Origin of the sequence: Streptococcus sp. 27098_8_91 (assembly GCF_041432385.1) — a bacterium.
In the GTDB taxonomy this organism is placed as follows: domain Bacteria; phylum Bacillota; class Bacilli; order Lactobacillales; family Streptococcaceae; genus Streptococcus.
In genome coordinates, this window is record NZ_JAPVZN010000003.1 from 59,869 (window position 1) to 85,483 (window position 25,615).

Genomic DNA, 25,615 nt, shown 5'->3' on the forward strand with positions numbered 1-25,615 from the left:
GGGTTATTTTTATTCTTAGAATCCGTCTACGTTTGTGTAGATTTTTTGTACGTCTTCGTCGTCTTCAAGGACTCCGTAGAGTTTTTCAAATGTTTCCAAATCTTCACCTGACAACTCAACTTCTGATTGAGGAATCATTTCCAATTCAGTTACTTGGAATTCTTCAATACCAGCTTCACGCAAAGCAACGATAGCCTTGTGAAGATCAGTTGGTGCAGTGTAGACAGTGATTGTTCCTTCTTCTGCTTCTACATCGTCTACATCGACATCTGCTTCAAGCAAGAGTTCAAAGATAGCATCAGCATCATCACCTGCAAAAACGATAACACCCTTGTTGTCAAAGAGGTAAGATACAGAACCTGAAGCTCCCATATTTCCACCGTTTTTACCAAAGGCAGCACGAACATTCGCAGCTGTACGGTTGACGTTTGAAGTCAAAGTATCAACGATCAACATAGAACCATTTGGTCCGAATCCTTCGTAACGTCCTTCTGTAAAGGTTTCGTCTGTGTTTCCTTTTGCCTTATCGATAGCCTTATCAATAACGTGCTTTGGCACTTGTGCTTGTTTGGCACGATCGATAACGAATTTCAAAGCAGTGTTTAGTTCTGGATCTGGTTCACCTTTTTTAGCTGCTACATAGATTTCTACACCAAATTTTGCATATACTTTAGAGTTAGCTCCATCTTTAGCCGTTTTCTTAGCTACGATATTGGCCCATTTACGTCCCATTAGGAATCTCCTTTTTTCACATTTTAATCTTTCTTATTATAACACAAGTCTATCCGATTTTCACTAGAGGAAACGGATTTTCTTTAGTAAATTAAGCTAGGATTTCCCGCCAGTAGCCAAGAGTTTTTTGCCTTTTTTGATCCATGGATGTTTGGAAAGTGAGAAGTAAAGTTGAGCAGTCATAACTAGCCAGAGAAGGGGCTCACATAGAATCACACCTGTATAACCTGTCCAAGGAATAATCCAAGCGACGAAAATAATTTTGCCCAAAAACTCGATAAAGCTTGATACAAGTGGCAAGAATTTTTGACCGAGACCCTGCAAGCTATTTCTATAGATCAATAAAAGACTCAAAAACGGATAGAATACCGAACTGATGCGTAGGTACAAAGCCCCATTTTCAATCAAGTAACCGTCTGTCGAACTTGCCAGGAAAGAAACTAGGCTAGGACTTGCAAAAAATAGAAATACACATGCAAAGCTTGCCCAAGCCATACTGATATAACTCCCTAGTCGAAGACCGTGGACAATGCGATCTGGACGTTTTGCACCAAAGTTTTGAGAGATAAAAGTAGTCATCGATGCTGAGATAGCCGTCATTGGCAATAAGGCAAAGGCCATGATTCGGCGTGCTGCTGTCTGAGCGCTGATAATGACTGCTCCAAAACTATTGACAGAGGATTGCAAAATAACACTTCCGACAGAGACGATTGAACCCATCAAGCCCATGGCTAGCCCCTGCTCTAAGAGATCGACATAGAGGGCCTTATTCCATTTAAAATCTTTCCACCTAGGAAGGAGCTCTGGAACACTCTTTCGGATATAGAGATAACAAAGGATAGCTGACAAGCCCTGGGAGATAATCGTTGCAAGACCTGCAGACTGAACCCCCAACTGCAATTGCGTAATAAAATATAAATCCAGGATGACATTAACGATGGCTGAGAAAATAAGAAAACCAAGCGCAGCAAGACTATCACCAACAGAGCGTAGCAAACCTGCAAAAAGATTATAAGCAAAGCTCACTCCCACACAGCTAACAATCATGGAGATATATTCATAGGACTGAGGGAGAATTTCTGCAGGTGTTTCTAGGTACTGTAAGAGTGGATAAAGACCAAAAAAGCCCATCAACATGACAAGCACACTCAAGATAATACCTAAAATCCAAGTTGCTGCGACAGCTTCTTTAATTTTAGCAAAATTGCGAGCGCCGTAGAGACGTGCAATAACAACACCCATTCCATTGCCGACTCCGAGAGCAAAACCGATAATCAAATCAAAAATGGCTGTCGTTGCTCCGACTGCCGCCAAGGATTCTTGCCCTAAAAAATACCCAACAATCAAAATATCAGCCGTATTATAAAGTTGCTGAAAGATATTGGACAGTAGAATCGGGAATGCAAAACTAATTAGCGCGGGAAGTATGGGACCATGAATCAGGTCCACCGTTGATTTTTTATTCATAAGGCTATTATATCAGCTTTCTAGTAGGGGAACAAGAGAGTTTGGATAAGAAAGCGTTGCCTAGTTACAAACAATCTGGTATAATCGTGACAGAAAAGGAGAGTATGTATGAGCTTAACCAGCCAGTTAATTACAGATGCATTCCCAGACCTTGAAAAAGTCGACCAATTAAACAAAGAAGCCTTTCCTGAAGAAGAACGCGTCTCTTTGGAAGAATTTTTAAGTTACCAGGATCGAGACGATGCCCACTTTTTCGCCTTTTACAACGAAGAGGAATTTGTAGGATTTGCCTTTGCCATTTCTAATCAAAAGGCTTTCTACATAAGCTTTTTTGCCATTATGCCTCATTTGCGTAGCCACGGCTATGGCAAAGAAATCATTGAAAAGCTGATTGATTTTTACCAGCGTACCATGATTCTTGAAGTTGAACGTTTGGATGAGGAATGCGATAACCTCGAACAGCGAAAAGCTCGCATGGAATTTTATAAACAAAATGGCTTCAAAATCGCCAATGCTTTTTTGGAGTACGAAGGTCTTAGTTTTGAGATTCTATATCGTGGTGACCACTTTGATGAAGAAGCCTACCGTGATATCTTTCAAAAATTGCAAGAAGAAAATTATTTCGACTTCCACATCGAGTACCGTCGTTTCAGCGACCACTAACCTATACTGCAGTCTTGAACTTCCCAGTAAGAAACTGCAAATTTCTCTACAATGAATACCCAATCACCTGCACTACAGGTGATTTTTTTGTGATTCCGAAATCAAATAGCAGAAAGTTTTGCTAAATCCATCAAAATATAGTAGATTGAATCTAGAATAGTGCATTACGACTGCTAAAAATATTCCTAGAAATAAGTTTGACTTTCCTAATCGAATTGTTCATCCCTTATTTGAATCTACTATAGTATTTTCTATTCAATCTGCTACACAACAAAATTATAGTAGATTGAATCTATAATAGTACATCACGACTGCTAAAAATATTTCTAGAAATAAGTTTGATTTTTCTAATCGAATTGTTCATCCCTTATTTGAATCTACTATAGTGTTTTCTATTCAATCTGCTACACAACAAAATTATAGTAGATTGAATCTAGAATAGTACGCTACGAATTCTAAAATATTTCTAGAAATAAGTTTGACTTTCCTAATCGAATTGTTCATCCCTTATTTCAATCCACTATAAATAAGGCTGAAACAATTTTGTTTCAGCCTTATCTTGATTTCTCTTATAAAAATGTCACTAAGTTTACGCTTTTGTTCCAGCTTCTGGCATGATGAGCCAGAGAATGAGATAGGCAAGAATTCCTGATCCACCTAGTAGTGTGAAGAGAATCCAAAGCCCACGAACAAGTGTTGCATCAATATCTAAATAGTCAGCAAGCCCTGCACAAACACCAGCAATTTTTTTCTCTTGAACATTGCGAACTAAACGTTTTTCCATACCAACAATCTCCTTGGTATTACTTTTATTTTCAATTTATTTTATCATCAAATCTTTTGCAATAGTCTTCCTCATTTTTACTGTGAAAATCTGTCATTCCTGCTCTCATAACCTTGTTTCTTTATTCTCATATAGCAAAAAAAGTGGGGATTCCTCCGCCACTTTTACTTTTTAATCTTCAATTTCGATTTCAAGATCATCGCCAAGGTCAAGAGTCACTTCTTGATTAGCTACTTCTGATTCCACAGGTGCAACTTTTTCATCAGCTACCGCATCATCTTCAATCAAGCCAAACTTGACACGAACTTGGTGGTCAATCTCGTCAAAGACTTCTGGGTGATCCGCCAAGTATTTCTTAGCATTTTCAGAACCTTGACCGATCTTTTCGTCTTTATAAGAGTACCATGCTCCTGCCTTCTTGATGATGTCAAGATCACTTGCAATCTTCAAGAGCTCACCAGTTCTTGAAATTCCTTCACCATACATGATTTCAACAAAGGCTTCTTTAAATGGTGGAGCCACCTTGTTTTTAACAACCTTAATCTTGGTTTCCTTACCTACGCTAGTATCTTTTTGGTCACCAGTTCCCTTGATTTGTGTGCTTCCACGAACATCTAAACGGACAGAAGCGTAGAATTTAAGAGCACGTCCACCAGGAGTTGTCTCTGGATTACCAAACATAACTCCTACTTTTTCACGCAATTGGTTGATAAAGATAGCAATTGTCTTAGTCTTATTAATAGAAGCTCCGAGTTTACGCATAGCCTGGCTCATCATACGAGCTTGAAGACCAACGTGGCTATCTCCGATATCTCCATCGATTTCTGCACGAGGTACAAGGGCAGCAACTGAGTCGATAACAACAAGATCAACTGCACCTGAGTCAATCAATTTCCCAGCAATTTCAAGACCTTGCTCCCCTGAGTCTGGTTGTGACAAGAGCAATTCATCGATATTAACACCAAGCGCTGCTGCATAGGCTGGGTCAAGCGCGTGCTCCGCATCGATAAAGGCAGCAATTCCGCCTTCTTTTTGGGCTTGCGCTACAGCGTGAAGGGCTACTGTTGTCTTACCAGATGATTCTGGACCGTAGATTTCGATGATACGTCCCTTTGGATAACCACCTGATCCGAGTGCGATATCAAGAGCCAAAGAACCTGAGCTCATCACTTGGACCTTTTGCTCTGCACGTTCACCCAAGCGCATGATTGATCCCTTACCGAAATCTTTTTCAATCAATTTAAGGGCATCGTTTAGGGCTTTTTCACGATCAGCACCAAATTTTTTGCCAATTTCGTCTAATTTTTTTGTTGGTTTTTTCGCCATTTTATTCTCCTGTATTCTAATAGTCCTTAGACCTTCTTCTATTATAACAAATCTCCAGCACTTAATAAAGCTTTGCGAACTAGGTTAAAAGCATGTAAGACTGCAATTTCTCGCACATCTGCACGACTTCTACCTGCGATATTGGCCTGGATAACTTCTGTCCCCGAAGCTTGCGCCAAAGCGATAAAGACTGTACCTGCTGGTTGACCTTCTAGGCTATCTGGTCCAGCCACTCCTGTCAAACTAATGCCAAAATCTGACTGAGTCTTGATTCGCGCCTGTTCAGCCATTTTTTCAGCAGTAAAGGCTGAGACGACTCCGTGTTTTTCCAATTCAGCATTTGGAATATCAAGCATCTTAGCTTTTTCTTCAAGGCTATAGGTCACAAAACCACCTTTAAAGATAGCAGATACACCTGAGAAATCAGCCAAAGTAGCTTGAAAAAGACCTGCAGTCAAGCTTTCTGCTGCAGTGATAGTTTTCTTTTGCTTTTTCAACTCTTCTACTACCAGGCTAGCCAAACTGGTTTCTTCCCCATAGCCATAGCAAATTTCTCGAAGTGAAACACCCTCAAAGGTTTCTCTTTCAAGGATTTTTTGTTCTAAAGTATCTAGAACACGATCCGCTTCTTCTTGACTCTTAGCCTTGGTCGATAAGCGAAGCGTCACTTCCCCAGTTTTAGCATAAGGTGCCAAGGTTGGATCCGTCTGTTGGTCAATCAAATCTGATAGAATGGTCACTAGCTGGCTCTCACCAATCCCAAAGAAACGTAGCACACGTGAATAGAGCTTAGATCCTGTTGTCAATCTTGGAAGCAACTCATTTAAGACCATAGGTTTCAATTCACTTGGAGGTCCTGGTAGAACAACGTAGGTTACCCCAGCCACCTCGATCATACCACCGACTGCCAGTCCTGTTTCGTTTGGTAATGGAGTTGAACCTTGAACAATCTGAGCTTGGCGCTCGTTGTTAGGAGTACGAGCATAGTCTGGTCGATGAGCAAAAAAGTCATCTAGCTTAGCCTGAGCCTGAGGATCAAAAGTCAAGTCGCGTCCCAAAAATTGGGCCAAAGTTTGCTTGGTCAAATCATCTTCCGTCGGTCCCAAGCCACCTGTTAAAATGACTAGACTACTGCGATTCTGAGCAATTTCTAACAAGGATAAGAGACGAGCCTCGTTATCTCCTACAGCTGTCTGAAAATAGACATCTACACCAATTTCAGCCAACTTTTCAGACAAAAATTGAGCATTGGTATTGACAATCTGACCTGTCAAAATCTCTGTTCCAACAGCTATAATTTCTGCTTTCATTTTTTCCTCCTACTTACCTATTCGGATTTCTTTGAAAAAATCGCAGGATAATTCCTACGATTTGATGGATAATTTCTTGTTATTCTGACTCTTCAGAAGATGGTGGCAAGTGGCCAAAAAGATTCTCATACAAGACTATATTGGTCTCCAAATTCGTAACCTCTGGTTGTCCGAGCGAACGGCGTAAAAGATTTTGCATCTCTAGTATATGCTCACCAGAAACGATTTGGTAAGAAATCCCTTCAATCATTTCACCTTCACCACGTAATTGTTGGGTTTCTATATTTTTAAAGGAATCTTGATAACCCATTAACTGAGGAATGGTTGTCGTTGTAATCTCGATATTTGTCTGCATGTTGTCACTAAGAGCCTTCAGAATCTCTTGGTAGTGACTCACACTGTTCAAACTAAGAATTTTCTCGACAACCTTTTGAATCACTTCACGCTGGCGTTTTTGACGACCATAGTCCCCTTCAGGATCCTGATAACGCATGCGTGAATAAACAAGGGCTTCTTCACCATTGAGGGTTTGCTCACCGACTCCAATCGAAATCGTATTAAAAGGTTCCTGATCTTGAATAGAAATTGGGAAACCAAGAGTGTTGTTGACTGTAATTCCACCCACAGCATCAACCATTCTTTGAAGGCCATGCATGTTGACCATCACATAACGGTCGATATGAATGTTCATCATCTTTTGAATCGTTGAAATAGACAACTCTGCTCCGCCATCAGCATAGGCAGCATTGAGTTTCGCTTCTCTAACACTACCATCTGGTTGTTGGATTTGTGTGAGAATATCACGCTCCAAACTCATCATGACTGTCTTCTTAGTTTTAGGATTCACTGTCACTAAGATCATTGAATCACTATTCCCAGCCCATGGATCTGTACGCTCAACATTTCCTGTATCCACGCCCATAAGCAAAATCGTCAGAGGTTCGGTCGCTTCAATGACCTTGGTTTCTTCACCGATTTTTTTATAGGTTTTAGCTAAAGTTTGCGTACTTTGCTGATAAATTGTATAGGCATAAGCACCTACACCTAGCACAGTCACAAGGACCAAACCCAAAAACATTCCAATTATTTTTTTTACCATACTCTTATTCGTCTATCAGTTGACCCATTAGGTAAACATCTAGAAACTCTCCTCCTTCTATACAAGCACCACGTTCCTGTAATCCTTCTATGATAAAGCCCATTTTTTCATACAGATGCACCGCGGCAAGATTTCTTTTTTGAACTGTCAATTGTAACCGTCGAATACTACCACTTGATTTGGCCCATTCAATAGTTTCTTCCATCAAGATACTACCGAGACCATTTCCCCAGTAAGCTTTTTTTATTCCTAAAAAGACATCTCCAATATGACGAACTCGCGGACGTTGATCAGCTGTTATATTGATGATTCCTACTAACTCATCATTCAAAAAAGCGAGTAGGGTAATTTGATTATCCGACTGGGCCTGCTTATCCAAAAAATGTTGCATCTCAGACTCACTCATTGCAATCCCATTTTCATCCAGACTGGTAAAATTAGACTCTTGACCAATCTGATCCAAGAGAGCAATGACCGCTGAAGCATCCTGGATTTCCGCTTCACGGATTAAAAGATCATACTCCATCCGTCAATCCTTTCAAAAGTTCTGTCGCTCTTTGGCCATGAGCATGAAAGACGATTTCTCGGCCCTCATCTTTTTTAAGGATTTCTAACTCCAGATAATCCGATGGAAGATTTTCCCCCAATAGATGTCCCCACTCAATAGCCGTTACACCTGAACCAAAAAGAAATTCATCCAAGTCGATAGAATCTGCATCCCCTTCGATGCGATAAACATCTAAGTGATATAAGGGTAGACGTCCTTCATATTCTCTAACAATGGTATAAGTAGGACTCTTAATCATTTGATGAATGCCTAATCCCTTAGCCAGACCCTTTGTTAGCGTTGTTTTCCCAGCACCTAATTCACCAGTCAAAATCAACACATCATTTTTTTCTAACAAGTGCCCTAGCTTTTCCCCAAGTGCAACCAACTCATCTTCATTTTTTGTGTACATGTACTTATTATACCAAAAAGTTTTATTTTGTGATATTTCCATCAACAAAAAAAGAGGAGACTCCCCTCTTTTTTTGTTTTTATCATTAGTTAAGAGCCATACTGATGTAGTTCAAGATGAACAAAGCATCCAAAATCCAAATCATGACATGCACATCTTTCACTTGACCTTTGACAACCTTCGTCAAAGTATAAGTTAAGAAACCAACAGCAATCCCTTGCGTGATTGAGTAGCTGAATCCCATAAAGATAGATGTGAAGAAAGCTGGAACAGCTTCAGCCATATCATCCCAAGGAATATTTTTCAAGTTAGAGAGCATCATAATTCCGACAATAATCAAAATTGGTGCAGTTGCAGCTGTTGGAACGATTGCTAGAAGTGGGCTAAAGAAGCTTGATAGGGCAAAACAGATGGCAACAACCAAAGCTGTCAAACCAGTACGTCCACCAGCACCGATACCAGCTGCAGACTCAACATAAGTTGTAACGTTTGAAGTACCTGCAATAGCACCTACTGAAGTTGCCACCAAGTCAGAGTAAAGAGCCTTATCCAACTTAGCTGACTCATGGTTTTCACCACTTGTTGCAATGATACCAACTTTTTCACCAGTACCGATAAGAGTACCGATAGTATCAAAAATATCTGTCAATGAGAAGGCAAGAATGGCCATCAAGGTTTCTGGCAAACGAGAAGTGTTTGAAATCAGAGATCCCAATCCTTCTGAACCAAGAGCAGCACCAAACAAGGTTCCTAGGTCGTTAACTGCTGATGAAAGATTATTGCTTGCAAAATCAATGCTAGACAAATCAACAAGACCAACAGCAATGGCAAGAACTGTCGTTGTCAAAATAGAAAGGATGATACCACCTTTGATCCCCTTAACAACGAAGAAGATAGTAATGGCAATACCTGCAAGAGCTACCAAGACAGCTGGTGTATTGAAGTCTACCAATCCTGGAACAGCTGCTGAGTTTGCAGTAAGTGCTGCTTGAGCCTTATCTGCTCCTTCACCTGCTACTGTATAAGTACCTGGGTCAATCGAGAATTTCAAGAGACCAGCATTCTTAATCCCAACATAAGCAAGGAAAACCCCAATACCAGCTGAAATCGCTGAACGAAGAGTTGTAGGAATAGATTCGATGATCATTTTACGAACATTGGTCAATGTAATAATCAATGAAATAATCCCACAGATGAAGACCATCCCAAGGGCTTCTTGCCATTTATAACCCATCCCAAATACGACGGTAAATGTGAAGAAGGCATTTAGTCCCATACCTGGAGCTTGCGCATATGGCAAGTTAGCATAGAAAGCCATCATCAAAGTTCCCACAACAGAACCGATAATTGTCGCCAAGAATACACCCTGAACAGGCATTCCTGTTTGTGAAAGCATTTGAGGGTTTACAAAGAGAATATAACTCATTGCAAAGAAAGTTGTTAAACCAGCAAGAACCTCTGTACGGACATCTGTCCCGTGCTCTTTTAGTTTAAATAGTTTGTCCATTTTTAATCTCCTTTATCATTTTACGAACAATACTGCTATTATATCACTAATCATTCATATTTTCAAGATGTTTTTCTAATTTTAAAAATTCTTATGAGATATTATTCTCTCTATTTTCGCTTATTATCAGCTTTTCTAGTCACTTTCTGATATAATAGAAAACATCTTATCTGAAACTAGATTCGGGAGGATTTTATGACTAAAAAAATGATTGCCGTCGATTTGGACGGAACCTTGCTCAACTCTGAAAGCAAACTTTCTGATTTTACTATTGAAACGATTAAGAAAATCTCAAAAAAAGGCCACCAAATCGTTATCGCAACTGGTCGCCCTTACCGTATGGCCAAAGATTTTTATGATCAACTTGAACTTGAAACCCCTATGATCAACTTCAACGGTTCACTTACTCATCTGCCAGGTAAGACTTGGAAACATGAAAAGTGTCTGACTGTGGACAAAAAATACCTCTTGGATATCGTGAAACGAAAAGAGGATATTGAGGCAGACTTTATCGCAGGCGAATACCGTAAAAAGTTTTACATTACAGCCCCGAACAAAGAAATTGCCGACCCTAAATTATTTGGTGTTGAAAACTTTCGCCCTGAAAATCAATTCCAGTCTGATTTAGTAACCAAGGGGCCTAACTGTATTCTATTACAAACTAGGGCAGACGATAAATATGCACTAGCAGAAGAGATGAACAGCTTCTACAAGCACCAACTCAATATTAACACTTGGGGTGGCCCTTTGAACATTCTCGAATGCACTCCCAAAGGAGTTCACAAGGCCTTTGCCCTTGAATATCTTCTCAATGTCATGAATATAGACAAACAGAATTTAATTGCCTTTGGTGACGAACATAATGACCAAGAGATGCTTTCTTTTGCAGGTAAAGGCTATGCCATGAAAAACGCAAATCCTGCTCTGTTACCTTTCGCAGACGAACAATTACCATTAACCAACGAAGAAGATGGCGTCGCTCAGTTTTTACAAGAACGATTTCTTTAATTTCACTCATTCTATACTTTTGTGGTAGACATTAGCTATCTTAAAAGTATGGAATTTTTTTGAGCTCAAAGTCAACGAAAAAGGATTTGCACCTGTTTTAGCCAGATCCAAATCCCAACAAATGATGTCTATTTCTTTAAAACGATACGATCAGAAACATCGCGGTCCATGTCATCGATAATAATCTGGTTCTCTTCTGCCACATAAATCTTGATATCGTCTCCAATAAAGACTCTCTGATTTTCTGGTTCGAAGGTCACCTTCTTAACCTCTTGATCTCCGTCCGCTTCAACTTCTGTCCACGTTCCGGTATTTCCAGTGACTATAAGAGTAATGCTATCACCCTCGTCTTGCCCCTTGTAGGTCCCATCTATATTAGTAGTTGTGTCAGTCTTTGCACTAGTAGTAGAACTAGAAGCACTGGTTTCTGATACTTGACTAGTGCTCGCTTCAGAGCTAGTGCTTGCTTGGGATGAAGGTGTCGACTTAGTTGTTGACGAGCAAGCAACTAAAAGACTAAGACTTGCTACAGTAGCAAGAGAAAGTGTAAATATTTTTAGTGACATAATGTCTCCTTTCTTTCAGGAGATAAAGGCAGAAAAACTGCAGAACTATTCTACTTATACTATATCAAATAAAGGAAACAAGGTCTATCAAGCAACTATGTTTTTATAAGGTAGGCACGAACTTCAGATATAAAATAGAGGGAACCTGTAACAAACAGTATGTCTTTCTCCCCTGCAGACTTTTCAAAATCATCTATAAAGTCTCGATAGGAAGCAACTCTATGATAGCCGCTCAAATCCTGCTCCTCCAAAGATCCCTGATAGTCAAAACTCGTCACATAGAGAGCTGTATCAGGTAAATGATCTGTCAGATAAGCAAGCATGCCACTGTAATCTTTACGCTTTAAAGCTCCAAAAAGGATTTGGGGATGATAACCTTGCTGAATTTTTTCCTGGATAAATTCAACCAATCGTTCTAAAGCCGGTAGATTATGGGCACCATCTAGATAAATGTGCTCCGTAACAGCTTCTAGACGCCCAGCCCATCTGGTTGTTTTCAAAGCACACCGGACAACTTCCTCATTGATCTTTTCACCTCTCGCTGCCATAAACAACAGAAATGCCTGCAAAGCTAAAGCAGCATTCTCCTCTTGATAAGCTCCTTCCAAACCCAGTTTTAGTCGGGTCAAATCCGCTAGAGAAGAAGAAGAAAAATGTCCTGATTTGAAAGAAAAATCTCGGTCAGCTTGATAGAGAGTGACATCTAAATCTTCTGCTATCTTTTGACAAACGAGCTGGGCTTCAGGAGCTAAGTTTGCAATCACTGATACCTTTCCTGGCTTAAAAATCCCTGCCTTCTGTTCTGCGATTTCTTCCAGACTATTGCCCAAGGTCTCCTGATGATCTAGGCCGATTGATGTAATAACTGCGATCTCTCCAGTCACCACATTGGTCGTGTCAAGCAAGCCACCAATTCCAACTTCCAATAGAACTAGGTCCACCTCTTGTTCTTTAAAATAAAGCAAAGCAATCACAGTTAACAATTCAAAAAAAGATAGCTGATCGTGGGTTTCTAGAAGTCTTTGCTCCATTTCCTTAACTTGATTTGCTAAACGGATAAAGTCTACGTCCGATATGGGTTGACCATTGATACAAATCCGATCATGAATGCTAACAATGTGAGGGGAAGTAAAGGTTCCCACATTCTTACCATGAGAAACAAAGAGCTCTCTCATAAAGGCAATGGTTGAACCTTTTCCATTTGTCCCTGTCACATGGATAATAGGATAGGCTTGCTCAGGATTTCCCAGCAAGTTTACCGCACTCTGCATCCGCCCCAAACCTGATCTAAAATTCAAACCGATTCGACTATGAAGCCATTTTTCTACTTCAAACACGCTTAATCTCCTTAATCCTTAACAAAAAAGCGAAGATTCTCTTCGCTTTTTACTTCATTAGCTAGTATTTAATTCTAGTATGGGAGAAAAATACCCCTCGGACGTTCCTGCTTTTTCTTATTTCTAGAAGCAGGGCTGATACAGTCTCCCAGACTACCTGCGTTTCTAATTTCTAGCGCAGGGCTAAAAACGTTCCCCGAACGTTTTTACTCCTCCATAAAGCTGTTGAAGACTTCTTCAATCATGTTCCATTCATCTTCTGAATCTTCAGGGATTGGTTGCAATTCGCCTTCTGTTCCATCTTCATTTTCGATGAATGAATAAGCTTGGATTTCAACTTCGCCGTTTTCATCTTCTTCTGCGTTAACTGGTACAAGAAGAACATAGTTTTTACCAAATTCTTCTTTTCCGTCAATGGTCAAAAGGATTTCAAACAAAGTTTCGTTTCCTTGCTCATCTACAAGTGTAATAAGTTCACGTTCTTCGTGATCGTGGTTGTGATCGTGTGACATAGTTTCTCCTCTGTCTTAAAATTTTCTATCTAAATAATTTTGCAAAATCAATTGAGCAGCTAATTTATCAATAACTTTTTTACGCTTATTGCGACTAATATCTGCTTGCTCAATCAACATACGCTCAGCGGCAACCGTAGTCAAGCGTTCATCTTGATAATCTACCGGTAAGCCAAAGAGCTCTACCAACTTCTCGCCATATGCCTGACTAGCTTCCACCCGTGGGCCACTTGTGTTGTTCATGTTTTTAGGCAAACCGACAACAAATTGCTCCACTTTATAGGCTTCAACCAATTCTTTGAGGCGTTCAAAACCAAACTGACCTTGATCTTCATTGATTTGGATGATTTCAAGCCCTTGAGCTGTAAAACCGAGCGGATCGCTAATGGCCACCCCTACCGTTTTTGAACCAACGTCCAATCCCATAATTCTCATAGATTATAGATCGACTCCTTGTCCTTTTAGGTAGTAGCGGACCAATTCTTCAACGATTTCATCTCGCTCATACTTACGGATTTGATTTCGTGCATTGTTATAACGAGGAACGTAAGCTGGGTCTCCACTGAGAACATAGCCCACAATCTGGTTAATAGGGTTATAGCCCTTTTCATTCAAAGAAGCATAGACATCTGTCAATGTTTCACTGATTTCTTTTTTATTGGAATCGTCCAATTTAAAACGTACGGTTTCTTCAGTAAATCCCATTCTAACACCCTCTTTCCTTAGAATAGTACTATTATAGCATATTCGCGGTCGTTCTACAAATCACACAGTCTGATTCTGCTGATTTTCTCTGACTTTTTACTGGACTGTTGCCCCATTTGCAACACGATTTGCGATATAGTCCTCTGGTTCGTTTTTCAATAGATTTTCCAGTCCAACATTCTTCAAGTATTCGTTTTCACTGGCTTTTTTAATATCCATCGTTTGGAAATCATAGCTAGTCTTGGTTTCCATTTCTTTCTCATTTAAAAGAGTCGTTTCAATAGTAAAGCCTGAAATTTTTCGAGCTGCTTGCACAGACTCATCCTTGTCCTCAGCTTCTTTAAGAGCTTTTTTAGCTTCATCTAATCCTCGTTCAGAAATATAAGTTTTTAAATCTTCTGATACGGGACGTTTTTGCTGAATGGTCAAGCTCAAAAATTGACTACCTTTGTAGGTAATGATTTGAGTTTGCTGAGCACCACTCTCATCAGCTGGCAACACCAAGGTCTTGGTCACAACCGTATTCTTGGTTGCATTTTCTAATACGGGCAAGGTTGACTGCAGGGCTTCTTGAGAACTCTCAGTAGTTGAAGCTGCTGTTTCTTTTTTCTGACCACATCCAACGAGCAAAAATAGTGCTGCGAATGTTCCAATGACTAACTTTTTCATAAATCCTCACATGTTATCCAATTTAAATATTAGAGAAGGCCAGGAGTCGCTCCCAGCCTTGATGTTTTATAGAGCCGCACGTAAACGCGCTTCTGCATTTTCCACATTACGGACAGAGCGTGGCAAAAAGGCACGGATATCGTCTTCTTTATAGCCGACTTGTAGGCGTTTCTCATCTACAAGAATCGGACTTTTCAAGATACGTGGTGTTTCCATAATCAGGTTGAGCACTTCATTCACACTCAAATCTTCGATATCAACACCAAGGGCCTTTGCATAACGATTTTTCGATGATACGATACTTGCAATTCCATTGTCTGTTTTTGTCAAAATATCAAGTAGTTCTTCTCTCGAAATTCCTTCCTTACCGAGGTTTTGTTCTTTATAACTTAACTGGTGGGCATTGAGCCAGGTCTTCGCTTTTTTACAGCTAGTACAACTTGAGACTGTATAAATTTTGATCATGTACCTACCCCTTTCGCTACATGTTACTATCAGTTTAGACTATTATACCATAAAAAACATCGGACTTGCGACCTATTTTTAAAAAATTTTAACTTTTTTGGCAATTTTTGAACTTTTTTCTTGACAAAATACGAACTATAACCATTCTTTATACTTCTTAATGTAAAATTTCTTTATAACTGTGACGCTAAACATATACAAGAAAATAATACAGATTAAGAACAAGAAGTAAGGAAGCCCTAAGGGTGCTAGACGAAGGATATTTACTAGTGGTCCATAAGGTAGACTGGTTACGAAAAAGGCTGCAACCACTGTCATCAAAATCACAAGCCAAGCTGGTCTGCTTTGTACAAAAGGAACTTTTGCTGTACGAAGCATATGGATAACCATGGTTTGAGACCACATAGATTCGATGAACCATCCTGTTTGGAACAAGATAATAAACTGAAGGGCAGATTCTGACCCATGAACATAGTGATGACCTGTTACCATAGGAACAATGATAAAGTAGAGGAAGATAAAGGTTAAAATATCAAAGACAGATGAGATTGGGCCCATCCAAACCATAAATCTAGTAATGGATTTTGCTTCCCATGTATGGGGTTGTTTTAGGAAGTCTTGATCCACATTATCAAATGGCAATGCCACACAAGATAAATCGTAGACTAGGTTTAGGACAATGAGATGAACAGGAGCCATTGGTAAAAATGGCAAGAAAATACTTGCAACCAATAGTGAGAAGATATTCCCAAAGTTTGAACTAACGGTCATCTTAATATATTTGGTCATGTTAGCGTAGACCTTCCGGCCTTCAACGATACCCTTTTCCAGAACCATGAGATCCTTGTCTAGCAAGATAACATCCGCTGTTTCCTTGGCGATATCGACTGCTGTATCTACAGAAATACCGACATCTGCCACCTTCATGGATGGAGCGTCATTAATACCGTCCCCCATATAACCAACACCGTGACCATTTTTCTTTAACTGTAGAATGATGCGGGCTTTTTGGTCAGGAGATAATTTGGCAAAGACTGTTACTTTTTCAACCACTTCTGCCAATTCTTGGTCTGTCATTTGATCAATGTCAGCACCTAAGAGCATATGTTCAACGTCCAATCCAACCTTTTCGCAGATAGCTTGGGTTACTTTTTCGTTATCTCCAGTTAAAATTTTTGTTCTGACACCATGTTCAAGTAGGGCTTGGATAGCGGGTGCTGCAGATGGTTTTGGTGGATCCAAAAAGGCAAGGTAACCTGTAAGGATCATGTCACTTTCATCAGTCACAGCATAGGCATAATCTTCACGTAGACCTGACTTGTAACCAACACCTAATACACGTAAACCTTGACGGTTTAATTGACCAACTTCTGCCAGTACTTCTTGACGAATGTCTTCAGTAAGAGGAATCATTTCTCCTCGGTATTCTACATATGTTGAAATGTTCAACATTTCTTCCAAAGCGCCTTTGGTCACCATACTAACAACATTGCTGTCATCTTTGACGATAACACTCATGCGTCTACGCTCAAAATCAAAAGGCAGTTCATCTATTTTTTGGAAAATTTTATCCAAATTTTGTAGAATAGCATGTTCTTTGGCTTCTTTTTCTGTTCTACTGATAATGGCACGGTCCATCAAGTTTTTCAAACCTGTTTGAAAATGTGAATTTAGATAAGCTCTTCTTAAGACCGCCATATCCAAATCACCATGGATATCCAAGGGATATTCTAAGACAATCTCATCTTGCGTTAGAGTTCCAGTTTTATCCGTACAAAGGATATCGATTGCTCCTAAGTCTTGGATAGCATTGAGTTTTTTGATAACTACCTTTTCCTTGGCCATGATAATGGAACCTTTTGCTAAGCTGGCTGTGATAATCATCGGAAGCATTTCTGGTGTCAGTCCGACACCGACGCTCAAGGCAAATACTCCAGCCTCTAGCCAGTCTCCATCGGTCAATCCATTTGCGAAAAACACGATTGGAACCATGACAAGCATCAAGCGGATCAAGAGCCAAGAAATGCTGTTCATTTCACGTTCAAAAGAAGTTGGCTCATCATAGGTGTTGAGAGTTTGTTCGATGGCTCCCATCATGGTGTCATCCCCAACCGCTAGAACCATAGCCGTAGCACTTCCTGAGATAACGTTTGTCCCCATGAATGCCAAAGATTCTGCTTCTAAGAGGCTATCTACATTTTGACCAGTGGCTTTATTTAAAGCTAGCTTTTCAACTGCATCACTTTCTCCAGTCAAGCCTGACTGTTGAACGAAAAAGTCGCGGGATTCGAACAAGATGACATCTGCTGGAATCATGTCTCCCGCACTCAATTTCACGAGGTCTCCCACAACCAGCTCATCGATTGGTAACTCTTTCTCGTGACCATCACGAATAACAGTTGCAGTGTTGACAATCATTTTTGAAAGATTGGTTGTCGCCTTGTCGCTCCGCAACTCTTGGACAAAACGGATGCCTCCTGAAATCAAAACCAAGACAACGATAATAATAGAGGTCGTAGGGTCCTCTTGGCCAGGTTTGGCAAGCCAAACGTTTGTAACGAGAGAGATAAAGGCAATCACAAGCAAAATGATTGTGAAAGGATTTATAATGGACTCATAAATCTTCTTAAAGATGGAATCCTCTTGACCCTTGGTAATGGTGTTTTCACCATACAAGTCACGGTTTTCTTCGACTTGTTCTTGGTCTAAGCCTTTTAGACTTGTATGGTAAAAAGCTAGACTATCTTTTAATGGGGTTTGAATAGCTGCTGCTAGTCTTTCTTTTGTAGTTTTCATTGGTTTCTCCTATCTGTATGAATGATAATTTCATACACAGGAACCAATCGCTTTATAAGGACAAAACGACACAAATCAGCGATTGGCTGTGTATGCGCGGTTCTGGATGATCGTCAATTTGCATCGTTTGTCTCCTTTCTTCTAAAACAGCAGAAAGTCCTGCCATAAAATGGCAGGACTAAAAAACTTATTATCTGTTTTCGTTCAAGCTTTAACTCCATAGGGCGATGTAATGAGCTTAGTCTTGACCTTCGCGACCAGGACTGTTGACCAACGAGTAGTGTCTCCACTGCTTTGCGGTAGTCATCCGTATCCCTATGGTAGCCTCACCTACCGTTTCCGCCTTTCAGTATAAACCTTTAACTAGTAAAAGTCAACGATTTATCTCATTTTTCTTAGATTACGATTAATTCTTTTGGAGCAAGGGTTAATAACTCACAACCTGTATCTGTAATCAAGATATCATCTTCGATACGAACCCCGTATTTACCTTCAATATAAATACCTGGTTCATCAGTCAAGACCATACCAGTTTTGATAACTTCTTTGGAAGTTTGGCTAAAGTAAGGTTCTTCGTGAATATCAAGTCCGATACCATGCCCGATACCGTGAGTAAAATATTCTCCATAGCCTGCTTCCACAATGATATCACGAGGGATTTTATCAAAATCACGGAAACCTAAGCCATCCTTAGCTTGGTCTATCAGAGCTTGGTTGGCCTTCAAAACCGTATTGTAAATCTCTGCTTGCTCGTCACTGACATGACCGAGATAAATGGTCCGGGTCATATCGCTGACATAGTGGTCATAAAGGCAACCGAAGTCCATGGTAATAGCTTCTCCCAGCTCCACTGGTTTGTGCATAGGATGGGCATGGGGTTTGGAAGAGTTGATACCGCTAGCTAGAATAGTGTCAAAAGACAAGCCAGATGCTCCCAACTCACGCATGCGGAAGTCAAGGAAGTTGGCAATTTCAATTTCTGTCTTCCCTGGCTTGATAAAGTCAAGAGCATCGTGGAAAGCTTGGTCAGAGATAGAGCATGCCTTGCGAATAGTCGCAATTTCTGTCTCGTCCTTAATCATACGAAGGGCTTCAACAAACTGAGTTTGAGGGAGCAATTCCAGACCTTCAAAGGCGGTTTGCATGCGATGGTAATAAGAAACTGAAATCTCATCTTCAAACCCGATACGAGAAAGGCCCATATCTTTTGCAATCTTTGCGATAGTTGCCAACTCATCACGTTCTGCAAAAATCTCAAAGCCGGTAACTTCTTGCTTAGCAGCGATAATATAGCGGGCATCTGTTACCAAGACTTGACGGTCACGACTGATAAAGACTGTCCCATTTGAACCCCAAAATCCTGTCAAATAGTAGACATTTTTAAGGTTATTGATAATGATTCCATCTAGTTCTTTTTCTTGCATTTTATCTAAAAATGCTTGTACACGTTTATTCATGATGTAACTTTCCTTTCAAATACTGTCCTGTGTAGCTGGCTTCATTGGCCGCTACTTCTTCTGGAGTTCCTGTTGCGATGATGGTTCCACCACCGACACCACCTTCAGGCCCCAAGTCAATAATATGGTCTGCTGTCTTGATAACGTCTAAATTGTGCTCAATGACGAGAACTGTATTGCCATCGTCTACAAAGCGAGCCAAGACTGTAAGCAAGCGAGCGATATCCTCTGTATGGAGTCCTGTCGTCGGCTCATCCAGAATGTAGAAAGATTTTCCTGTCGATCGTTTGTGAAGTTCACTAGCCAACTTCATACGCTGGGCTTCTCCCCCAGAAAGAGTGGTAGCAGGTTGCCCCAAGGTCACATAACCAAGTCCCACATCCTTGATAGTCTGAAGTTTGCGTTGAATTTTCGGAATATGTTGGAAGAACTCCACCGCATCATTAACAGTCATATCCAAGACTTGCGAAATATTCTTTTCCTTGTAATGAACTTCAAGCGTTTCACTGTTGTAGCGAGTTCCGTGGCAGACTTCACAAGCCACATAAACATCTGGCAAGAAGTGCATCTCAATCTTGATAATCCCGTCACCTGAGCAGGCCTCACAGCGACCACCCTTAACATTGAAACTGAAACGCCCTTTCTTATAACCACGAATCTTGGCCTCATTTGTCTGAGCAAAGAGGTCTCGAATGTCATCAAAGACACCTGTATAGGTTGCAGGATTGGACCTTGGTGTTCTTCCAATAGGACTCTGGTCAATATCAATCAGACGATCGATATGCTCGATTCCTGTAATAGTCTTAAACTTCCCAGGTTTGTCTGAATTGCGATTTAATTTTTGAGCAATCGCTTTTTTGAGAATACTGTTAATGAGGGTCGACTTCCCTGAACCAGAGACTCCTGTCACCGCAATGAATTTTCCGAGAGGGAAACGAGCGGTGATATTTTGCAAGTTATTCTCACGCGCCCCAGTCACCTCGATAAAGCGACCGTTTCCAACGCGGCGTTCTGACGGCACTGGAATGGCACGTTTTCCTGATAGATACTGTCCTGTAATTGACTTACTGTTGCGAGCCACCTGCTTAGGCGTTCCTGCTGCTACAATCTCTCCACCAAAGACCCCTGCACCAGGCCCAACGTCAATCAAATAATCCGCCTCACGCATGGTATCTTCATCGTGTTCTACCACGATGAGAGTATTTCCTAAATCCCGCATCTTTTTCAGACTGGCAATCAGACGGTCATTGTCCCTCTGGTGAAGACCGATTGACGGCTCGTCTAGGATATAAAGCACTCCTGAGAGATTGGAACCAATCTGAGTCGCCAAGCGAATACGCTGGCTCTCCCCACCTGATAGGGTTCCTGCTGAACGAGAAAGGGTCAGATAGTTGAGACCCACATTATTGAGGAAGGTCAAGCGGTCTTTGATTTCCTTAAGAATGGGACGAGCAATAATGGCTTCATTTTTTGATAGAGCCAACCGATCAATAGCCTCCAAATGGTCTGCGATGGAGAGGTCTGAAATTTCTCCGATATGAGGTCCTTTCTCTCCTCCTACACGAACAGATAAGGCTTGGTCATTGAGACGATAACCATGACAAGTGCCACAAGTTAGCTCATTCATATAAAGACGCATTTGTGTACGGGTGTAGTCACTATTGGTTTCATGGTAACGTCGCTTAATATTCCCTATAACACCTTCAAAAGGAATGTCGATGTCGCGAACTCCGCCGAATTCATTCTCATAGTGGAAATGGAATTCCTTACCATCAGATCCATAGAGAATCAAGTTCTTATCTTCTTCTGACAAGTTCTCAAAAGGCTTATCCATATCCACTCCAAAAGCTGTCATAGCCTGCTCTAGCATGTTTGGATAGTAGTTGGATGAGATAGGATTCCAAGGAGCCAAGGCTCCCTCGCGTAGCGTTTTGCTGGCATCCGGTACTACCAAATCAGTATCCACCTCCAGCTTGATGCCCAAGCCGTCACACTCACTACAAGAACCAAAAGGAGCATTGAATGAGAAGAGACGAGGCTCTAACTCTGGGACAGTAAATCCACAAACTGGGCAGGCATAATGCTCAGAGAAGAGCAACTCAGAATCGTCCATAGTGTCGATAATGACATAACCTTCTGCAATGCGAAGGGCAGCCTCAATGGAATCAAAGAGACGGCTACGAATGCCCTCCTTGATGACAATACGGTCAACCACGACATCAATATTGTGTTGCTTGCTCTTAGACAACTCTAGCACTTCGGTCACATCATAGACTTCCCCATCCACACGGACACGAACATACCCATCTTTCTGAATCTTCTCAATAACGCTCTTGTGCTGTCCTTTTTTCTTACGAATAACTGGAGCTAAGATTTGCAGACGCTGGCGTTCAGGTAACTCCAAAATCTTATCCACGATTTGCTCCACAGAAGAAGCCTTGATAGCCCCATGCCCGTTGATACAGTAAGGCGTCCCCACACGCGCGTAGAGGAGACGCAGATAGTCATTGATTTCAGTCGTTGTTCCCACCGTCGAGCGAGGATTTTTACTAGTCGTTTTCTGGTCGATGGAAATAGCTGGGCTGAGACCATCAATGGCATCTACATCTGGTTTTTCCATATTTCCCAAGAACTGACGAGCGTAGGCTGACAAACTCTCTACGTAGCGACGTTGTCCCTCCGCATAGAGGGTATCAAAGGCCAGACTGGATTTCCCTGAACCTGACAAACCAGTCACGACAACCAGCTTGTCTCGTGGAATCTCCACATCAATATTTTTTAAATTATGGGCACGCGCCCCATGAATGACAATTTTATCTTGCATCTTTGTTCTTTCTAGTCCATTATTGCTTACCATTATACCAAAAAAAGTGAGATTCTATTACCCAAAAGGCCGATTTTGTAGTATAATAGTACGGTGTGAAAAAATCTGAAAAATGAGAAAGGATAAGGGATATGAAACAAGTTTTTCTCTCTACAACAACTGAATTTAAAGAGATCGATACGCTTGAACCGGGTACTTGGATCAATCTCGTCAATCCGACTCAAAATGAATCTCTCGAAATCGCCAACGCCTTCGATATCGATATTGCTGACCTTCGTGCACCGCTCGATGCGGAAGAAATGTCTCGTATTACCATTGAAGACGAGTATACCCTGATTATCGTAGACGTTCCAGTCACAGAGGAAAGAAATAACCGCACCTACTACGTAACCATCCCGCTTGGTATTATCATCACCGAGGAGGCTATTATTACCACTTGTTTGGAGCCTCTACCACTTCTTGATGTCTTTATCAATCGTAGACTTCGGAATTTCTATACCTTCATGCGTTCGCGCTTCATCTTCCAAATCCTCTACCGTAATGCGGAGATTTACCTAACCGCCCTCCGTTCAATCGAACGTAAAAGTGAGCAGATTGAGAGTCAACTTCACAAATCTACTCGAAACGAAGAATTGATCGAACTCATGGAGTTGGAAAAGACTATCGTCTACTTCAAAGCTTCACTTAAGACAAATGAGCGCGTGATTAAAAAGTTGACCAGCGCAACTAGCAATATCAAGAAATACCTTGAAGACGAAGATCTACTGGAAGATACCTTGATTGAAACGCAACAGGCCATCGAGATGGCGGATATCTATGGAAACGTCCTTCACTCTATGACAGAGACCTTTGCCTCTATCATTTCAAACAACCAGAACAATATCATGAAAACCTTGGCCCTCGTGACCATCGTTATGTCTGTGCCGACTATGATTTTCTCTGCTTACGGAATGAACTTTAAGGATAATGAAATCCCTTTAAACGGAGAACCGCATGCTTTCTGGCTCATCGTCTTTATCGCCTTTGCTATGAGTGTTTCTCTCACTCTTTACCTCATCCATAAAAAATGGTTCTAAACAGGAGTTATTATGTCACAGATTGATTTAAAAGAATTAACAAAGAAAAACCAGGAATTTATCCATATTGCAACCCAGCAATTTCTCAAGGACGGAAAAACAGATGCTGAAATCAAGGCTATCCTTGAAGAAGTCATTCCTCATATCCTTGAAGAACAACCAAAGGGAGTGACAGCTCGTTCTATCTACGGAGCACCAACTCACTGGGCTCATAGTTTCAGCGAAAAAGAGCAGTACGAAAAAGAACATCCAAAAGAAAACGACGATCCAAAATTGATGATGTTGGATTCAGCCCTTTTCATCACAGGATTATTTGCAGTAGTTAGCGCCTTGATGAGCTTCTTCTCAAACCAACCTGTGGCCTACGGGTTGGTAACACTTATCAGTGTAGGGGCCTTTGGTGGAGTTGCCTTTTACCTTCTCTACCACTTCATCTACCGCTACTACGGACCAGATACTGACCGTAGCCAACGCCCACCATTCTGGAAATCACTTTTGGTCATGCTAGCAACCATGTTTGCCTGGGTCTTCATCCTCTTCTTGAGTAACTTCCTTCCACAAGCCATCAACATCAGTCTCCCACCACTTGTTTTATTGGTGATTGGAGGAGCTCTCCTTGCCCTACGTTTCTACCTCAAAAAACGGTTCAACATCAAGAGCGCAAGTGCAGGACCAGCTAGATATTAAGATAAACAAAAAAAGTAGTGTGTTTTGTAGACAGACTACTTTTATTATGGCTCCAAAGTATTTTTTGATTCTCCAAAGAAAAGTAGCTACATTTTCTAAAAACGTTCTAATGTAAAGGCTTCCCTTAGAATCCCAAGGTTTTATCCTTGAATCCAAGCTGTTTTTCTGTTATACTAATAAAGCAATAAGGAGAAATATATATGACTAAACAGAGAATTAATCAAATTGTCGGTTCAATTGGTGCCTTTATCGGGATTATTGTATTTATAGCCTACATCCCCCAAATTTTTGCCAATTTACAAGGGAACAAAGCTCAACCATTCCAACCTTTATCAGCAGCAGTCTCTTGCTTAATCTGGGTCATTTATGGATGGACAAAAGAGCCTAAGAAAGACTGGATTCTAATCATTCCAAACTCAGCCGGGGTTATCCTTGGCGGACTGACTTTCCTTACTGCTCTATAAGAATACAACTACTATAAAAAGCAACCACACGATTGGTTGCTTTTTGCTTACTTTCTTGATCTAAAAGCCTTCTTCTGGCTCTAATTCTTGTTGTTCCCCCTCATCTTTTGTGATAAAATAAGCTCAATCTATTTCTAGGAGGATGAGATATGATTTCTACTATTGGTATTATTAGTTTATCTAGTGGCATTATCGGAGAGGACTTTGTCAAACATGAAGTGGACTTGGGTATCCAACGTCTCAAGGACTTAGGACTCAAGCCTATCTTTTTACCTAATTCACTAAAAGGCTTAGACTTTGTAAAAGAACATCCTGAAGCTCGTGCAGAGGATTTGATTCAAGCCTTTTCTGATGATAGTATCGACATGATCCTATGCGCCATCGGTGGAGACGATACCTATCGCTTACTACCTTATCTTTTTGAAAATGACCAACTACAAAAGGTTATCAATCAAAAAATGTTTCTTGGCTTCTCAGATACAACCATGAACCATCTCATGTTGCATAAACTGGGAATCAAGACTTTTTACGGCCAATCATTTCTAGCAGACATTTGTGAGTTAGACAAAGAAATGTTGCCATATAGCCTCCACTACTTCAAAGAATTGATTGAGACGGGAAGAATCTTAGAAATTCGACCTAGTGACGTTTGGTATGAGGAAAGAACTGACTTCAGTCCCAAAGCTTTGGGAACACCTCGTGTCAGCCATGTAAATACAGGTTTTGACTTGTTACAAGGCAATGCTCAGTTTGAGGGAGAAATCCTCGGTGGTTGTCTTGAGTCTCTCTATGATATTTTTGACAACTCTCTACACTCAGATAGCACAGACCTCTGCCAAAAATACAAACTTTTCCCTGACTTATCCGACTGGGAAGGAAAGATTCTATTGCTAGAAACAAGTCAAGAAAAGCCTGAACCTGATGATTTCAAAAAAATGTTGCAGGCTTTAAAAGAAACTGGGATATTTGAAGCCATCAGTGGACTCTTGGTCGGAAAACCTATGGATGAAACCTTCTATGACGACTATAAGGAGGCTTTAATGGACATCATTGACAGCAATATCCCGATTGTCTATAATCTAAACGTTGGCCATGCCACACCAAGAGCAATTGTTCCCTTTGGAATCCACGCGTATGTAGACGCAACGGAGCAAGTCATTCGATTTGACTATAACAAAGAAAGCTGAGATGAATTTCTCAGC

25 protein-coding genes and 1 riboswitch are annotated in these 25,615 nt (G+C 40.8%); of the genes, 6 read left to right on the forward strand and 19 right to left on the reverse strand.

Features of this window, described 5'->3' with window-relative positions:
* Positions 1-15: 15 nt before the first annotated feature.
* On the reverse strand, positions 16-732 hold the full coding sequence (locus O3611_RS03950) for a YebC/PmpR family DNA-binding transcriptional regulator (RefSeq protein ID WP_371607896.1): 717 nt from the start codon (positions 730-732) through the stop codon (positions 16-18).
* A 96-nt stretch (positions 733-828) separates the two neighbouring features.
* The gene (locus tag O3611_RS03955) at positions 829-2,199 is read right to left on the reverse strand and encodes an MATE family efflux transporter (protein WP_371607897.1); all 1,371 of its coding nucleotides are present in this window, start codon (positions 2,197-2,199) and stop codon (positions 829-831) included.
* Between the two features lie 108 nt (positions 2,200-2,307).
* Between O3611_RS03955 and O3611_RS03960 the strand changes: the two genes are divergently transcribed.
* A complete protein-coding gene (locus O3611_RS03960) occupies positions 2,308-2,862 on the forward strand; it encodes a GNAT family N-acetyltransferase (protein ID WP_371607898.1) in 555 nt (184 codons plus the stop codon).
* A 589-nt stretch (positions 2,863-3,451) separates the two neighbouring features.
* Here the strand turns inward: O3611_RS03960 and O3611_RS03965 are convergent.
* The 7 genes from O3611_RS03965 to O3611_RS03995 form a co-directional block, all read right to left on the reverse strand.
* Complete coding sequence (locus tag O3611_RS03965) at positions 3,452-3,646, reverse strand: PspC domain-containing protein (RefSeq protein ID WP_371607899.1); 195 nt, start codon at positions 3,644-3,646, stop codon at positions 3,452-3,454.
* Between the two features lie 171 nt (positions 3,647-3,817).
* Complete coding sequence (gene recA, locus O3611_RS03970; protein WP_001085523.1) at positions 3,818-4,972, reverse strand: recombinase RecA; 1,155 nt, start codon at positions 4,970-4,972, stop codon at positions 3,818-3,820.
* A 41-nt stretch (positions 4,973-5,013) separates the two neighbouring features.
* A complete protein-coding gene (locus tag O3611_RS03975) occupies positions 5,014-6,282 on the reverse strand; it encodes a competence/damage-inducible protein A (protein WP_371607900.1) in 1,269 nt (422 codons plus the stop codon).
* A 79-nt stretch (positions 6,283-6,361) separates the two neighbouring features.
* Positions 6,362-7,381, reverse strand: a complete 1,020-nt coding sequence (locus tag O3611_RS03980) for an LCP family protein (RefSeq protein ID WP_075232346.1) — start codon at positions 7,379-7,381, stop codon at positions 6,362-6,364.
* A 4-nt stretch (positions 7,382-7,385) separates the two neighbouring features.
* On the reverse strand, positions 7,386-7,907 hold the full coding sequence (locus O3611_RS03985) for a GNAT family N-acetyltransferase (RefSeq protein ID WP_281335277.1): 522 nt from the start codon (positions 7,905-7,907) through the stop codon (positions 7,386-7,388).
* Positions 7,897-8,340 carry a tRNA (adenosine(37)-N6)-threonylcarbamoyltransferase complex ATPase subunit type 1 TsaE gene (gene tsaE, locus O3611_RS03990; RefSeq protein WP_371607901.1) on the reverse strand — a complete coding sequence of 148 codons (444 nt, stop codon included), beginning with the start codon at positions 8,338-8,340 and terminating at the stop codon, positions 7,897-7,899. Before tsaE ends, O3611_RS03985 begins: the two co-directional genes overlap by 11 nt.
* A gap of 85 nt (positions 8,341-8,425) precedes the next feature.
* The gene (locus O3611_RS03995) at positions 8,426-9,847 is read right to left on the reverse strand and encodes an NCS2 family permease (protein ID WP_315640334.1); all 1,422 of its coding nucleotides are present in this window, start codon (positions 9,845-9,847) and stop codon (positions 8,426-8,428) included.
* Positions 9,848-10,042: 195 nt separating this feature from the next.
* Here O3611_RS03995 and O3611_RS04000 point away from each other — a divergent pair, with 195 nt between their 5' ends.
* Positions 10,043-10,855: a Cof-type HAD-IIB family hydrolase gene (locus O3611_RS04000; RefSeq protein ID WP_315640333.1), complete on the forward strand. Its 813-nt coding sequence runs from the start codon at positions 10,043-10,045 to the stop codon at positions 10,853-10,855.
* 128 nt (positions 10,856-10,983) lie between these two features.
* On the opposite strand, the gene O3611_RS04005 is transcribed toward O3611_RS04000, so the two are convergent.
* The 10 genes from O3611_RS04005 to uvrA form a co-directional block, all read right to left on the reverse strand.
* Complete coding sequence (locus tag O3611_RS04005; RefSeq protein WP_315640332.1) at positions 10,984-11,421, reverse strand: SP_0198 family lipoprotein; 438 nt, start codon at positions 11,419-11,421, stop codon at positions 10,984-10,986.
* 95 nt (positions 11,422-11,516) lie between these two features.
* A complete protein-coding gene (locus tag O3611_RS04010; protein ID WP_371607902.1) occupies positions 11,517-12,758 on the reverse strand; it encodes a folylpolyglutamate synthase/dihydrofolate synthase family protein in 1,242 nt (413 codons plus the stop codon).
* 206 nt (positions 12,759-12,964) lie between these two features.
* Complete coding sequence (locus O3611_RS04015) at positions 12,965-13,270, reverse strand: DUF1292 domain-containing protein (protein ID WP_000017624.1); 306 nt, start codon at positions 13,268-13,270, stop codon at positions 12,965-12,967.
* Positions 13,271-13,285: 15 nt separating this feature from the next.
* The gene (gene ruvX, locus O3611_RS04020; protein ID WP_371607903.1) at positions 13,286-13,705 is read right to left on the reverse strand and encodes a Holliday junction resolvase RuvX; all 420 of its coding nucleotides are present in this window, start codon (positions 13,703-13,705) and stop codon (positions 13,286-13,288) included.
* A 3-nt stretch (positions 13,706-13,708) separates the two neighbouring features.
* The gene (locus O3611_RS04025; RefSeq protein ID WP_000507060.1) at positions 13,709-13,975 is read right to left on the reverse strand and encodes an IreB family regulatory phosphoprotein; all 267 of its coding nucleotides are present in this window, start codon (positions 13,973-13,975) and stop codon (positions 13,709-13,711) included.
* Positions 13,976-14,071: 96 nt separating this feature from the next.
* A complete protein-coding gene (locus O3611_RS04030; protein WP_371607904.1) occupies positions 14,072-14,644 on the reverse strand; it encodes an SP0191 family lipoprotein in 573 nt (190 codons plus the stop codon).
* A gap of 66 nt (positions 14,645-14,710) precedes the next feature.
* Positions 14,711-15,109 (reverse strand): transcriptional regulator Spx, encoded by a 399-nt coding sequence (spx, locus tag O3611_RS04035; protein WP_000591164.1) that lies wholly within the window; start codon positions 15,107-15,109, stop codon positions 14,711-14,713.
* 135 nt (positions 15,110-15,244) lie between these two features.
* Complete coding sequence (gene mgtA, locus O3611_RS04040; RefSeq protein ID WP_371607905.1) at positions 15,245-17,905, reverse strand: magnesium-translocating P-type ATPase; 2,661 nt, start codon at positions 17,903-17,905, stop codon at positions 15,245-15,247.
* Between the two features lie 188 nt (positions 17,906-18,093).
* Positions 18,094-18,247: riboswitch (M-box (ykoK) riboswitch) on the reverse strand.
* Positions 18,248-18,300: 53 nt separating this feature from the next.
* Positions 18,301-19,362, reverse strand: a complete 1,062-nt coding sequence (locus O3611_RS04045) for a Xaa-Pro peptidase family protein (RefSeq protein WP_075232339.1) — start codon at positions 19,360-19,362, stop codon at positions 18,301-18,303.
* Entirely contained in the window at positions 19,355-22,186 is a 2,832-nt protein-coding gene (gene uvrA / locus O3611_RS04050) for an excinuclease ABC subunit UvrA (RefSeq protein ID WP_371607906.1), read from the reverse strand. Before uvrA ends, O3611_RS04045 begins: the two co-directional genes overlap by 8 nt.
* 131 nt (positions 22,187-22,317) lie before the next feature.
* Between uvrA and O3611_RS04055 the strand changes: the two genes are divergently transcribed.
* The 4 genes from O3611_RS04055 to O3611_RS04070 all read left to right on the forward strand — a co-directional run bounded on the left by O3611_RS04055 (position 22,318) and on the right by O3611_RS04070 (position 25,600).
* A complete protein-coding gene (locus O3611_RS04055; RefSeq protein ID WP_371607907.1) occupies positions 22,318-23,262 on the forward strand; it encodes a magnesium transporter CorA family protein in 945 nt (314 codons plus the stop codon).
* A gap of 12 nt (positions 23,263-23,274) precedes the next feature.
* A complete protein-coding gene (locus O3611_RS04060) occupies positions 23,275-23,949 on the forward strand; it encodes a DUF1129 domain-containing protein (RefSeq protein ID WP_006146142.1) in 675 nt (224 codons plus the stop codon).
* Positions 23,950-24,149: 200 nt separating this feature from the next.
* Positions 24,150-24,413 (forward strand): SemiSWEET family transporter, encoded by a 264-nt coding sequence (locus O3611_RS04065; protein WP_004250486.1) that lies wholly within the window; start codon positions 24,150-24,152, stop codon positions 24,411-24,413.
* Positions 24,414-24,562: 149 nt separating this feature from the next.
* Complete coding sequence (locus O3611_RS04070; RefSeq protein ID WP_371607908.1) at positions 24,563-25,600, forward strand: S66 peptidase family protein; 1,038 nt, start codon at positions 24,563-24,565, stop codon at positions 25,598-25,600.
* The last annotated feature ends 15 nt before the right edge of the window (positions 25,601-25,615 follow it).